Raw genomic sequence first — 12,428 nt, 5'->3', positions numbered from 1 at the left:
CCCGAAGGCATGAACCAAAACACTTCGCTTTTCGACTTTACAAGTAAAGTCGTTACTCACTCGTTGTTCAGTTTTCAAAGATCAATTTCTCTTTCGTTGTCGTTCGTTTATCTCAGCGGCAACTTTTATAATATATCATGTTCGGCAGTTTAATGCAAGCTTTTTTTAAAATTTATTTTTTCAATTCATTTTATCAAAGCTTGTCATCCTTGTTTGTTAACCGGATTAATTGGCCGGAATAAGAATATACCATGTGTATAAAATGAATGCAAGCATTTTTTATATTTTTTGATTATTTAATAAGCTACAAGATTAACTTGTCAATTATCCTCTTTATTTAAAATACCATGCTGCAGTCAGTTAACTAATGTTTGCGCTGCTTCGGCCATAATGTATAACTAAAACTGATTATAAAATCAATTACAACAATATCCTCCCCACCATATAGCAACATCCTTGAGCTTTTGAGTACGTAGCGGATCACCTACTATAAGTATCATTAAACCTAACAGTATAATTCCAATGAACCAAGCAAGCACATGGCGATACCACCCCTGACGTTCATGCTTTGCATGAGGTTCACCATACTTTGGTGAGGGCTTCGGTTTGTTACCATTAGCGAACCGATAAGCAAATCTCTCGTCTGCCCATTTTATCATGCGATGACCATACGCAACGGTTACACCAATATAGATTGCTGCTAGACCGTGAATGAATTCTGCTCTAACGCCACTCCGAAGATCAATAATTGTAAAGATGATTAACAATAAATCTACAATGGGAGTAATCAAAAGAAGCGAAGCACCTAATTTTCTCCAACCTAAGATATACCTCGAACACAAACCCGCTACAACCAGAATCCAAAAAGCAATCTCACCACCTATAATAAGCGTAGCTATCATTTTAAATCTCCCATCTTATAAATACATTTGGATATAAATAATATAATACACTCGTACTATAAAGATCAACAAGCTGTTATAATAAGTACATGCCAAAAATCGTAGATCATGAAATGCAAAAAGTAAAAGTTGCAAAAGCCACATGGAGAATCATTCGTAAATATGGAATGGAACAGGCCTCCGTTCGAAATATAGCTGATGAAGCTGGAATTTCGGTTGGTTCGATGCGCCACTACTTTTCCACACAATCTGAATTACTCGCGTATTCCATGAAACTCGTGTCTGAAAATGTAGGCCGCCGTATAAGGAACATCAATTTTTCGGGGGATCTAATTATAGACATCCCTAACTTAGTTCAAGAGATACTACCGACCAATGAGGAAAAACGACTAGAAATGGAGGTATGGTTCGCTTTTGTGGTGAAATCTATGTCGGATTCTTCCCTCCGAGGTCACCGTAATGAAGTCGACGATGATCTCCGAGCTATATTTATTAATATTATGGAGGGCTTGACTGAAAAAGGTCTTGCAAAATCGGAATTAAATATACCTATAGAGATTGAACGCTTCTATGCGCTTATTGATGGACTTGCGATTCATGCGATTCTCAGACCGGATAAGGTCAGTTCTGAAATGATTCAAAGGACCATTCAAATTCATTTGGATTCATTATGCATACCTTAAAGTGTAGCGAATGCCGTTATCAATAAAAAAAAGGAACCCTTCAGTGATATATCATCACTAAGGGCTCCTTTTTTGCTAGTACCGGTATCTATAAACTACTCCTGACGGTTTCTCATATGAGGGAACAGAAGTACGTCACGGATCGAAGCAGCGTTCGTTAGTAGCATAACCAGACGGTCTACGCCGATTCCTAAGCCACCTGTAGGCGGCATTCCGTACTCGAGTGCATTCAGGAAGTCCTCATCCATTTCATGCGCCTCATCATTACCATGCTCGCGTTCCTTCATTTGTCCTTCGAAGCGTTGACGCTGATCAATTGGATCGTTAAGTTCACTAAATGCATTAGCGTGCTCGCGAGCTACAATAAAGAGCTCAAAACGATCCGTAAAGCGTGGATCTTCGTCATTCTTCTTCGCAAGCGGAGAAATTTCAACTGGATGTCCAGTGACAAAGGTTGGCTGAATCAACGTTTCCTCTACGAACTCTTCAAAGAAGGCATTCAAAATATGACCAAACGTCATATGTGGTTCTACTTTGACATGATGTTCTTTTGCAAGGGCATGTGCTTCTTCAGTAGTCATATGTACACCAAAGTCTACGCCCTTCACTTCTTTAACGGCATCCACCATCGTCACACGACGCCAAGCTGGCGTCAAATCAACTTCTTGTCCTTGATAGTTAATGATCGTAGTTCCCAATACTTCCTGCGCAATGTGAGCAACCATACTTTCGGTCAAATTCATGATGTCCTTATAGTCAGCATAAGCTTCATACAGCTCGATCATTGTAAATTCCGGATTATGACGCGTGGAGATACCTTCATTACGGTAAACACGACCGATTTCATAGACCTTCTCAAGACCACCCACGATTAGGCGTTTCAAGTGAAGCTCGATAGCGATACGCATGTAAAGCTGCATATCTAGTGCATTGTGATGTGTAATAAATGGCTTAGCCGCTGCCCCACCTGCAATCGCATGTAGTGTAGGTGTCTCAACTTCTAAATATCCGAGAGAGTCGAGATAACGACGCATGGACTGAATAATCCGCGAACGGGCAATAAAGGTTTGTTGTACTTCTGGGTTAATAATCAAATCTACATAGCGCTGACGGTAACGAAGCTCGACATCCTTAAGTCCATGATACTTGTCTGGCAAAGGATAAAGAGATTTCGACAATACTTCAACCTCAGAAACCTTAATTGTAGTTTCACCAGTCTTTGTCTTAAACATCGTACCGGTTACGCCAATGATATCTCCTAGGTCAAGTAGACGGAATGCCGCAAAAGCCTGCTCAGACACGGAATCCTGACGAACGTAAATTTGAATCTTGCCGCTTAGGTCCTGAATATGCGAAAAGATCGCTTTACCCATTCCCCGTTTAGCCATAATCCGTCCAGCTACGCGAACCTTGATTGGATTTGCATCAAGCTCTTCATGGGTCAAACTGTCATACTTGCTGATTAGATCTCCAGCATGATGGGTCCGATCGTATTTTTTACCAAAAGGATCAATTCCGAGCGCACGGAGCTCGTCCAACTTACCCCGGCGAATTTGTAGCAACTCACTTAATTCGATTTCCTGCTCTTGGTTGTTTGTTTCTTCCGACATGGTAGGTCCTCATCTCCTTCATTTCACTGCACTAAACATCTATTTTCAGATAAAGGCAAAGTGTAGAGTACTAATTAACTGAAAAAAAAGCTTCCTAAAGGAAGCTTCTTCACAATCCTAAAGTAATCAATCTTACTTTTTGATATCGATAATTTTATATTGAATAACGCCTGCAGGTACACTAACATCAACTACCGTACCTCTTTGTTTACCAATCATAGCTTTACCCACTGGGCTTTCGTTGGATATCTTATTGTTAAGCGGATCAGATTCCGCTGTACCGACAATAGTGTATTCCATCTTATCGCCATATTCCACATCTTCTACAGTGACAGTTGTACCTACGCCTACGACATCAGTACTAATCTCATCATTGTTAATGATGCGTGCGTTACGAAGCAATTTCTCTAGGGTGATGACACGGCCTTCGATAAACGCCTGTTCATTCTTAGCGTCTTCATATTCCGAGTTTTCACTAATATCTCCGTAGCCAATAGCAACTTTAATACGTTCAGCCACTTCACGGCGCTTCACGGATTTAAGGTTCTCAAGTTCATCTTCCAGTTTCTTAAGACCTTCCTGTGTAAGAATGACTTCTTTATCGCTCATCTTAACCGAGTCTCCTGTCATGTGAATAAATTTAAAACACCATACTATATGCATAACTTGGAGGATCAGAACATCCCCCTGCTGCTGAGTTTAAACAGTAAGTCGAATTTATACTGAAAAAGTATATGGTAACCATTTCAAAAAGTCAATGACCGCCCTTGGTCCCAACTTAGAGCATTATAAAGAAGCTGCTGCCATTTGATCCAGTTCAGGTGATGTTTCCTCCTGCTGGCTCAGTCCTGCTACAAAATTCTCCAGAATATTAACCATTTCTTCCCGTTTAGTCTCTTCCATAATTTCGTCTTTGATACGGGCAGATCCTTTGAGACCCTTCAGATACCATGCCAAATGTTTACGCATTTCTTTGACAGCGACAGATTCGCCCTTCAGGGCAATCAGACGGTCCATATGCAAAATGGCGATTCTGATCTTTTCTTCACCCGTTGGATCAGGTAATAATTCACCAGTCTTGAGGTATTCAATCGTACGGTACAACATCCACGGATTGCCTAATGCTCCCCGTCCAATCATAACACCGTCACAGCCCGTTTGATCGAGCATACGTCTTGCATCCTCTGGCGTTACTACATCACCATTACCGATTACAGGAATCGATACCGCGTCTTTAACCTGCTTGATAATATTCCAATCTGCACGGCCTGTATAGAGCTGCTCACGTGTTCTGCCATGCACACTAACAGCTTTCCCACCTGCACGTTCGATGGCTTGAGCATTTTCGACAGCAAAAATATGTTCACTGTCCCAACCAATACGCATCTTGACTGTAACGGGCTTATCTACAGCATCCACAACAGCAGATACCATTTCATAAATTTTATCGGGGTCTAATAGCCAACGAGCACCCGCATCAATTTTGGTCACTTTCGGCGCTGGGCAACCCATGTTGATATCAATAATATCGGCATTGGTTTCTTTATCGACAACTTTAGCAGCTTCCACTAATGAATCACGATTACCACCGAAAATTTGCAGACTAAGCGGCTTCTCCCGTTCATCAACAAATAGCATTTCTTGCGTACGTTTGTTGCCGTGTAAGATTGCTTTACCACTGACCATTTCTGCACATACTAGGCCCGTTCCAAACTCTTTGGCGATCAGGCGAAAAGCTGGATTACACACGCCCGCCATCGGAGCAAGTACAACCTGGTTCTTCATTTCAATATCGCCAATTTTCAGCATTTGTTTATTCACTCCTTAATTCATGCATATACTGAGCATTCAATTATCAATTATTTATCCGTAAGTTCTTCGACGCTGACGTCCAAAACTTCTGCAATTTTAGCTAATACTCGATCTTCAGCTCCTCGATTGCCTCGCTCAACCGCCCCAAGTACCGCAAGAGAAATGCCAGTCTTTACCGCGAGCTCCTGCTGTGTGTATCCTTTTAATTTCCGGAAGGCGCGGATACGCTGCGCCAGGTGCATGTTTTCCATAGCTGCAATCCTTCCTTTCCGTCGTTCAGTTGCTCCAAGGCTGCTTTCATTTCGGTATATAATTGAGACGATTCATCGATAGGAACAATATCACTTAATGGCACTAGAACAAAAGCCCGCTCAAACATCCGAGGATGCGGCAGCAACAAATCTGGCGTATCCTCGCTTCTGCCTTCTATCCATAGTAAATCCAAATCAACTGTACGTGGTCCCCAATGGATATGTCGAACTCTTCCTAATTCCTTCTCAATATTCTGCATGACGTTCAGTAGCTCATGCGGCTTCAATGAGGTATGGACAGCAACCACCATATTTAGAAAATAAGGCTGATCTACATAGCCTACAGGCTCTGTTTCATATAGATTAGAGCATCGCAAAACCGTTATATCCGCATGTGCGTCAAGTTTACGTACAGCTTCCATTAAGGTGTCTTCACGATCACCCAAATTAGCCCCTAAAGCAATATAAGCCTCTGATGACTCAGAGGTAGGATGTGCATTCATGTTCGTCTCTCACTTTCTGGTTCGGCGCATCTCAATCGTGACACCCTGAAAATGAATGTCAAAAGGAGGATGCGGCTTGGTCACTTTGACCGTTATTGCATTGATACTAGTATAAGTGTCCAGTACAACGGATGCAATACGTTCACATAATGCCTCAATCAGCTGGAATGACTCGGTTTCAACGACTTTTTTAACAACTTCATGTACTTCGGCATAATTTACCGTTAAATTTAAATCGTCACTTTCCCCTGCAGCGCGTAGTTCCATTTCTAGTTCTAAGTCTATATAGTAGCGTTGACCGAGTTTACGTTCTTCGGCAAAAACACCATGATATCCGTAATATTCCATGCGACTCATAATCATTTTATCCATGAATAATCCCACCTTCTTCTATCTATGCTGAATTCGATTTAGCTCGGAAGATGCATAAAGCATCGCGTCACACATTCGTACCGTACGTTTAATAGCTGCGACATCGTGAACACGTACGATCTGACAGCCTTGGGCAATGCCAAAACCAACAGTTGCAGCTGTTCCTTCAATTACATCATCGGCTGGTAGATCCAATACTGTGCGTATAAACTTTTTACGTGAGGTTGCAAGTAAGACCGGGTAACCTAAATGGACAAGTCGATCCAGTGCCATCATAATCTGCAGATTCTCATGGTAACCTTTTGCAAAGCCGGCGCCCGGATCTAATATGATATTGGATTTAGATACTCCCGCATGAAGTGCAAGCTCGATACTCGCTTTTAGATCTGCAAGTACATCCTCCACAAAAACCCCATAGTCCATGTCATGTCTGTTGTGCATCAGAATGATTGGGCAAGACAGGTCCGCGGCAACCTTCAGCATATCTGGATCTCCTTTACCGCCCCAGATATCATTCATCATATGAGCTCCAGCTCCGATAGCCTGACGAGCTACCTCTGCTTTGTACGTATCTATTGAAATAGGGATATGCGGCGCAGCGCGATGGATAGCTTCAATGACGGGGATAACGCGTGCCAACTCTTCATCTATTGAAATAGGTGCTGATTCAGGACGTGTCGATTCACCACCAACATCAATTAAATCCGCACCATCTTCATACATCTGCAGTGCATGCCTAACCGCATTTTGAGGATCAATGTACCGACCCCCATCCGAAAATGAGTCTGGTGTCACATTCAGTATGCCCATAATCTGGGTCGATTCACCGAGGGTCAGGCTTGCTTGTCCCATTTGAAAATTGTGCTGATAGATAGTTGTTCTCATGACTCGCACCCTGCTTTCATTTCTGCGTTTGCTGACGATAGGATTGCAGCAGTTTTAAAGTGACTGGTCCGATAGAATCACTAATCATATGTGACAAGTCCTCTGTATCTAAGAATGAGGTAACTGGAATTAGTTCTTGAATCGAACTGGTCAAAAATATTTCATCCGCCTCAAGCAAAGTGGCAATATCGTAGAATCCCTCTTTGCAAGATATGCCTTGCTCTGTGGCCAGTTCGAGCACGAGTGCTCGAGTAATACCGGGTAGGATACCTGTGTCTATATGAGGCGTAAATAGACAGCCGTTCTTTACGAAGAAAATATTGCTGACAATACCTTCGGCAACATAACCTTCATGACTCATCATTAAGCCTTCTGCCTGAGATCTGATGGCAGCAGGATAGGTGGAAAGCTCTCTTTTGGCCATAATATTATTCATATAATGGAGTGATTTGAGTCGCAGCGGACCTTCTGGTGTATTCCGTTTAGTCATGAGTCGTTGCAGTGGCTTACCGTGAGCATATATATGTTCTGCTACAGGAAGCAAAGGTTTTACCATGAGAACCTGAGAAGGCTTTGTATATGCTGCAGCCGGCAGACCAAGAATATCTTCGCCCGCGCTAATCGTCAGACGCACGTACGCCTCCTGCAGTTCATTTGCCTTCATCAGTTGGCTGATCCATTCGGATATGTACCCTTCGCTCAACTCCGGTCCGACAGGGATGCCTAATATTCCGCATGCCTCAGATATCCGAAGAAGATGGCGATCCAGCAAGAATGGCTTGCCAGCATATGTACGAAAGGTTTCAAACAACCCCATGCCGTATAAAAAGCCGTGATCCATAACCGAAACCACGGCGCTTGCTGCAGGTACGATTTGTCCGTTGAGCCCAATCCATTGCATATGGCAACCCTATGCTTCCTGCTTCTGCAGGAAATTGCGAAGCATTTGATGACCATAATCGGTAATAATGGACTCTGGATGAAACTGAACGCCTACTATTTTATATTCCTTATGTTGCAGTCCCATAATCTCGCCTTCTTCCGTCTCTGCCGTAATCTCTAAGCAGTCTGGGAGGCTATCCCGCTCCACAAGTAGGGAATGGTAACGAGTCGCTGTAAACGGGGATGGAAGCCCTTCGAATACAGATGTACCTTGATGATGAATTGGTGATGTTTTGCCATGCATCAAACGCTCTGCGCGAATGACTTTACCACCAAATGCCTGTCCTATGGATTGATGGCCAAGACAGACACCAAAGATCGGAATTTTGCCTTTGAAATAATGTATGGTTTCTAGACTAATCCCTGCTTCATTCGGCGTACATGGTCCTGGGGATATTAAGATATGATCTGGTGCCAATGCTTCAATGCCTTGGATGTCGATCTCGTCATTACGGAAAACCTTGATTTCTTCACCTAATTCTCCAAGATACTGTACTAGGTTATACGTAAAAGAGTCATAATTATCGATTACTAAAATCATATCCTCATCCCTTTCGACCTACCAGATTGGCTGCTCTCATTTCTTCTTCACTGCAAATTACCGCTTTGATTATAGCTTTAGCTTTATTATGACATTCGCGATATTCGCGATATGGATTCGAGTCAATTACAATGCCCGCGCCGGATTGAATGTAGCCTTTACTGCCGGATACGGCCAATGTTCTTATAATAATATTTAATTCCATATTACCATTATAGTCAATCCAACCCATCGAACCTGTATAGGGGCCTCTTCGGACAGGTTCTAATTCTTCAATAATCTCCATCGTTCTAATTTTGGGCGCACCCGTGATCGTTCCTCCAGGGAACAAAGCAGCAATGACATCATAAGCGTCCTTTTCAGGGGCAATTCGCCCCTCAACTTGGGAGACCAGATGCATCACATGCGAGTAGTACTCAATGCTCATCAGCTCAGGTACATGCACAGACCCATAGGCAGCAATACGACCGATGTCATTACGTTCCAAGTCAACCAGCATAATATGCTCAGCACGTTCCTTTTCATTGGTCAGAAGCTCTGTTGCCATGTTTGTATCTTCCTGCTCTGTATTCCCGCGCCTTCTAGTACCTGCGATTGGACGAGCACTTACACGCTCTCCATCCAGCTTAACTAAAAGCTCAGGCGAAGCGCTAACCAGTGTAAAGCCTGGTGAGCGGAGCATTCCCATATAGGGTGATGGATTAAGCTGGCGAAGCCACTCATAAATCCGTTCCGGTGAGGAATGAATTTCGCGCTCCTGCCGTAGTGACAAGTTGACCTGAAACACATCACCTTGACGAATATATTCTTGAATGGTGAGGACGGCCTCTTCGAATGCTTCAGGTGAAAACCGGCTGCTCATTCCTGGCCAATGGCTTGATCCTCGAGTCCAATCTTGGAATTTGCGAGATCTTTATCTAAGGGTTCATATCTTTGCGCAGATATAGCATTCCATAACTTTTGCATTTCCTCTGCTCTGGCTCCCGCTTCCATGTAAAGCTGATGTAGCCTAGCATTATACTCGCTCTTCAGCACACCTTCGCCCTCGGTAGTCCAAGGAACATGAATAACACAATATACGACCTGCTCTTTTGCATCGTAAATCCACAGCTCTTCTAAACGCATCCACATATAATCAGGAAAGGCTTGGTCATCTGCTGATATCACGGGCAGTTCTTCTAACGAACGAACTACATCATATCCTAGAAAACCTATACATCCCCCTAACAATGGAGGCAGAGTATCTATCTCCACCTTTGGCGCTCGATGTTCGTACATCCATTGCTGTATTAGGTCCAAGGGTTTACCTTGTACTGGTTGCTTCTTTCCTGTAAGCAAATCAGTAATGTCTCCAGATAGACCGCTTCCCTCTAAGATAGAGGTTGGGTGCAGCCCCATATACGTATAGCGACCTTCTTTCCCACTCTCAAGTACAACCGAATATGGTGAGGCTTGTTCCCATGCTTGCATCCATTGCTGCGGTAAATTAGCCGCTTCCGGTTTAAACCGAAGTATGTAGGTAACATACCCCATTTATCTAGTGACCAATGTCTCCACTGCTCCATGGTGATTAAACGATCTGTCATTATTCTCTATCCCCCAAAACGATCCTTACTATTGCTTGTCAGTATATCGAGCTTGAGCCTATTTGCATAGTCTTTTCCAGCAAAAAACCCTACGGCTGATTATTCAGCAGTAGGGTTGTCATCTTTGACATAAGCGATTAACAGGATTAGCCTTCGAAATTATACAGCGGTGTGCTCAGGTAGCGTTCGCCGTTACTTGGAATAACAACGACAACACGCTTACCTTTACCTAGCTCTTTAGCGACTTTAATCGCAGCAAATACGGCAGCGCCTGACGAAATACCCGAAAGCACTCCTTCTTCCTTAGCCACGCGACGAGCTGTTTCAAACGCTTCTTCATTCTCTACATGGATAATTTCATCATAAATTTCACGGTTCAGGATATCTGGAATAAAGTTTGCGCCCAGTCCCTGAATTTTATGAGGTCCCGGTTTACCCCCCGATAAGATCGGAGAAGCAGCTGGTTCAACAGCCACAATTTTCACATTCGGGTATTTATTCTTTAGAACTTCACCAGCACCAGAGATTGTCCCTCCTGTACCAATCCCAGCTACAAACGCATCCAATGTTCCACCAATGGATTCAATAGCGTCTACAATTTCAGGACCTGTGGTTTCGCGGTGTACTTTAACATTGGCTGGATTCTTGAACTGTTCAGCCATGAAATATCCAGGGTTATCACGTACAATTTCTTCTGCTTTATTAACAGCACCATTCATACCCTCTGCTCCTGGTGTAAGTACCAACTCAGCCCCATACGCACGGAGCAAGTTGCGGCGCTCAATACTCATTGTTTCAGGCATTACAATAACAGATTTATAACCTCTAGCGGCAGCTACCATTGCAAGACCGATACCCGTGTTACCACTGGTTGCCTCGACAATTGTACCTCCCGGTTGTAGCGTTCCTTGTTTCTCTGCCTCATCAATAATACTAAGAGCGATACGGTCTTTTACACTTGCTCCAGGATTTTGATATTCCAGTTTAAGAAAAATTTCCGCGCCATCTTCTGGTGCAAGACGGTTCAAACGAACTAGTGGAGTACCACCAATTAATTCTGTTACATTGTTCACAACTTTAGCCATGAGTAAATCCTCCCTAAACGTATGATATAAAATGAATTGCTGCTATGTTAAGTTCCGTTAGTGAATCTTGTTGTTGATCACGTATATTTACCTTCTATATCCGAGTAAATAAGTAGGCTTTTGAATACTTTCATCTTATCAACCTTCTTACTCATTGTCAATACGGGAAAGACTAAGCATCTACGCTACTATTCTATCTTACATACAATGAGAAGAAAAAAATTTGCTATGCAAGAATAAATAACTTCTGCACAGCAAATTCATTGATATATATAGCGAGCAAAGACATCCTAGGATGTAGGAATTGCAATCATAATTTCGGAATGATATTTCTCCCTTAACTGCACTTCAAGCTGAGAGAGTGGTATCGCCTCATTAAGTGCAAGTAGCTTACGAGCATCTTCATGGATCTCCTGTTCCGTCTCAGGCTGTCCACTTACGATATTCGTCAACTGGATGATTCCATAGCCCCCATTTTCAAGTTTAACAGGGCCAGCAATATCTCCAATCTCAAGTGTCTTAGCCGTCTTTAACAATTCTTGTGGAATAAACGGATCTTCTTCATCCACCAGCCCAAGCTGGCCTCCTTGACCACGACTATATTCATCCTTTGATAGTTCTTGAGCCAGTATATTGAAGTCTTCACCCTGTTCTAAACGATCCAAGACATGATTACCTTCACGGAAGCTAGAAACTTTAATGAATCCAAGCTGGTATTTTGTTCTCGGAATCCACTGTTCCTGATGTTCCTTAACGTACTCACTTATTTCCTCATCCGTAATTTCAATATGTGATGTTGCTATTTTTTCCAGCGTTAGTTGATAAGCTATCTCCGCCTTAACCTCATTAGGGGTCAGACCGAGCTGGTTTTTCATTTCATCGTAATAGGCCTGTTCAGAATCATACCCTTTCATAAGCCTATCCAATTCCTGCGTAATCTCCTGAGGCGACACCACAATCTGTAACGCCTGTGCTTCAGCAAGAACAGCCTTATGATTCAGCATTTGTAAGAGAATTTCCTGACCATGCGCTTTCTTTAGTTCCTTGGCCCATTCTTTATCCGTAATGAATGTGCCGTTGAATACAGCGACTGGCGCTATGCCGACCTCTGCAGATGGATTCGCGTCAGATTGAGCAGGCTTAAGCCCACGTATAAGGATGAAGCTACCCATAATCAATACGCCCGCTGCCAAAATGATGACTGCGGCCCACAGAACCTTCTCCTGTCCAGTCCTTATCATCATATTTTCCTTCCG

Annotated in this window: 15 protein-coding genes; 1 reads left to right on the top strand and 14 read right to left on the bottom strand. The window is 43.1% G+C overall.

The features are described 5' to 3' along the window. Nucleotides 1-416: 416 nt before the first annotated feature. Nucleotides 417-902: a hypothetical protein gene (locus tag JCM16418_RS21640; RefSeq protein ID WP_306304817.1), complete on the bottom strand. Its 486-nt coding sequence runs from the start codon at nt 900-902 to the stop codon at nt 417-419. 89 nt (nt 903-991) lie between these two features. Between JCM16418_RS21640 and JCM16418_RS21635 the strand changes: the two genes are divergently transcribed. Continuing rightward, the gene (locus JCM16418_RS21635; RefSeq protein ID WP_036653147.1) at nt 992-1,585 is read left to right on the top strand and encodes a TetR/AcrR family transcriptional regulator; all 594 of its coding nucleotides are present in this window, start codon (nt 992-994) and stop codon (nt 1,583-1,585) included. 95 nt (nt 1,586-1,680) lie between these two features. Here JCM16418_RS21635 and lysS read toward each other — a convergent pair whose 3' ends face one another. The 13 genes from lysS to JCM16418_RS21575 form a co-directional block, all read right to left on the bottom strand. Continuing rightward, entirely contained in the window at nt 1,681-3,195 is a 1,515-nt protein-coding gene (gene lysS, locus JCM16418_RS21630) for a lysine--tRNA ligase (RefSeq protein WP_036653145.1), read from the bottom strand. A gap of 132 nt (nt 3,196-3,327) precedes the next feature. After that, on the bottom strand, nt 3,328-3,804 hold the full coding sequence (gene greA / locus JCM16418_RS21625) for a transcription elongation factor GreA (protein ID WP_036653143.1): 477 nt from the start codon (nt 3,802-3,804) through the stop codon (nt 3,328-3,330). A 177-nt stretch (nt 3,805-3,981) separates the two neighbouring features. Further along, on the bottom strand, nt 3,982-5,004 hold the full coding sequence (gene dusB, locus JCM16418_RS21620) for a tRNA dihydrouridine synthase DusB (protein WP_036653139.1): 1,023 nt from the start codon (nt 5,002-5,004) through the stop codon (nt 3,982-3,984). A 50-nt stretch (nt 5,005-5,054) separates the two neighbouring features. After that, nucleotides 5,055-5,258, bottom strand: a complete 204-nt coding sequence (locus JCM16418_RS21615) for a helix-turn-helix domain-containing protein (RefSeq protein WP_036653137.1) — start codon at nt 5,256-5,258, stop codon at nt 5,055-5,057. Next, a complete protein-coding gene (gene folK, locus JCM16418_RS21610) occupies nt 5,210-5,761 on the bottom strand; it encodes a 2-amino-4-hydroxy-6-hydroxymethyldihydropteridine diphosphokinase (RefSeq protein ID WP_036653135.1) in 552 nt (183 codons plus the stop codon). The genes JCM16418_RS21615 and folK overlap by 49 nt, the downstream gene beginning before the upstream one ends. 9 nt (nt 5,762-5,770) lie before the next feature. Next, on the bottom strand, nt 5,771-6,133 hold the full coding sequence (gene folB, locus JCM16418_RS21605; protein ID WP_036653134.1) for a dihydroneopterin aldolase: 363 nt from the start codon (nt 6,131-6,133) through the stop codon (nt 5,771-5,773). A gap of 18 nt (nt 6,134-6,151) precedes the next feature. Then, nucleotides 6,152-7,018, bottom strand: coding sequence for a dihydropteroate synthase (folP, locus tag JCM16418_RS21600; protein ID WP_036653132.1), 867 nt, complete (start codon nt 7,016-7,018; stop codon nt 6,152-6,154). Between the two features lie 16 nt (nt 7,019-7,034). Then, complete coding sequence (locus JCM16418_RS21595) at nt 7,035-7,919, bottom strand: aminotransferase class IV (protein ID WP_036653129.1); 885 nt, start codon at nt 7,917-7,919, stop codon at nt 7,035-7,037. 9 nt (nt 7,920-7,928) lie between these two features. Beyond that, nucleotides 7,929-8,501, bottom strand: a complete 573-nt coding sequence (gene pabA, locus JCM16418_RS21590; protein ID WP_036653128.1) for an aminodeoxychorismate/anthranilate synthase component II — start codon at nt 8,499-8,501, stop codon at nt 7,929-7,931. Between the two features lie 4 nt (nt 8,502-8,505). Next, nucleotides 8,506-9,363 carry an anthranilate synthase component I family protein gene (locus tag JCM16418_RS26780; protein WP_148298885.1) on the bottom strand — a complete coding sequence of 286 codons (858 nt, stop codon included), beginning with the start codon at nt 9,361-9,363 and terminating at the stop codon, nt 8,506-8,508. Then, nucleotides 9,360-10,034 carry a hypothetical protein gene (locus JCM16418_RS26775; protein WP_148298884.1) on the bottom strand — a complete coding sequence of 225 codons (675 nt, stop codon included), beginning with the start codon at nt 10,032-10,034 and terminating at the stop codon, nt 9,360-9,362. The genes JCM16418_RS26780 and JCM16418_RS26775 overlap by 4 nt, the downstream gene beginning before the upstream one ends. Before the next feature lie 199 nt (nt 10,035-10,233). Next, nucleotides 10,234-11,172, bottom strand: a complete 939-nt coding sequence (gene cysK / locus JCM16418_RS21580; RefSeq protein ID WP_036653126.1) for a cysteine synthase A — start codon at nt 11,170-11,172, stop codon at nt 10,234-10,236. 290 nt (nt 11,173-11,462) lie between these two features. Continuing rightward, entirely contained in the window at nt 11,463-12,416 is a 954-nt protein-coding gene (locus JCM16418_RS21575) for a peptidylprolyl isomerase (protein WP_081765535.1), read from the bottom strand. Nucleotides 12,417-12,428: the final 12 nt, after the last annotated feature.

The sequence above is a fragment of the Paenibacillus pini JCM 16418 genome (assembly GCF_000576305.1).
GTDB lineage: Bacteria > Bacillota > Bacilli > Paenibacillales > Paenibacillaceae > Paenibacillus_AQ > Paenibacillus_AQ pini.
Note: the sequence above shows the minus strand (reverse complement) of the source record. Positions and strands in the feature narration are given on the sequence as shown.

Coding starts and splice junctions, on each gene's coding strand:
- JCM16418_RS26775 (WP_148298884.1), bottom strand. CDS start 10,034: ATGGGGTATGTTACCTACATACTTCGGTTTAAACCGGAAGCGGCTAAT.
- JCM16418_RS21615 (WP_036653137.1), bottom strand. CDS start 5,258: ATGGAAAACATGCACCTGGCGCAGCGTATCCGCGCCTTCCGGAAATTA.
- cysK (WP_036653126.1), bottom strand. CDS start 11,172: ATGGCTAAAGTTGTGAACAATGTAACAGAATTAATTGGTGGTACTCCA.
- dusB (WP_036653139.1), bottom strand. CDS start 5,004: ATGCTGAAAATTGGCGATATTGAAATGAAGAACCAGGTTGTACTTGCT.
- folK (WP_036653135.1), bottom strand. CDS start 5,761: ATGAATGCACATCCTACCTCTGAGTCATCAGAGGCTTATATTGCTTTA.
- JCM16418_RS21575 (WP_081765535.1), bottom strand. CDS start 12,416: ATGATGATAAGGACTGGACAGGAGAAGGTTCTGTGGGCCGCAGTCATC.
- folP (WP_036653132.1), bottom strand. CDS start 7,018: ATGAGAACAACTATCTATCAGCACAATTTTCAAATGGGACAAGCAAGC.
- JCM16418_RS21595 (WP_036653129.1), bottom strand. CDS start 7,919: ATGCAATGGATTGGGCTCAACGGACAAATCGTACCTGCAGCAAGCGCC.
- lysS (WP_036653145.1), bottom strand. CDS start 3,195: ATGTCGGAAGAAACAAACAACCAAGAGCAGGAAATCGAATTAAGTGAG.
- greA (WP_036653143.1), bottom strand. CDS start 3,804: ATGAGCGATAAAGAAGTCATTCTTACACAGGAAGGTCTTAAGAAACTG.
- pabA (WP_036653128.1), bottom strand. CDS start 8,501: ATGATTTTAGTAATCGATAATTATGACTCTTTTACGTATAACCTAGTA.
- JCM16418_RS26780 (WP_148298885.1), bottom strand. CDS start 9,363: ATGAGCAGCCGGTTTTCACCTGAAGCATTCGAAGAGGCCGTCCTCACC.
- folB (WP_036653134.1), bottom strand. CDS start 6,133: ATGGATAAAATGATTATGAGTCGCATGGAATATTACGGATATCATGGT.
- JCM16418_RS21640 (WP_306304817.1), bottom strand. CDS start 902: ATGATAGCTACGCTTATTATAGGTGGTGAGATTGCTTTTTGGATTCTG.
- JCM16418_RS21635 (WP_036653147.1), top strand. CDS start 992: ATGCCAAAAATCGTAGATCATGAAATGCAAAAAGTAAAAGTTGCAAAA.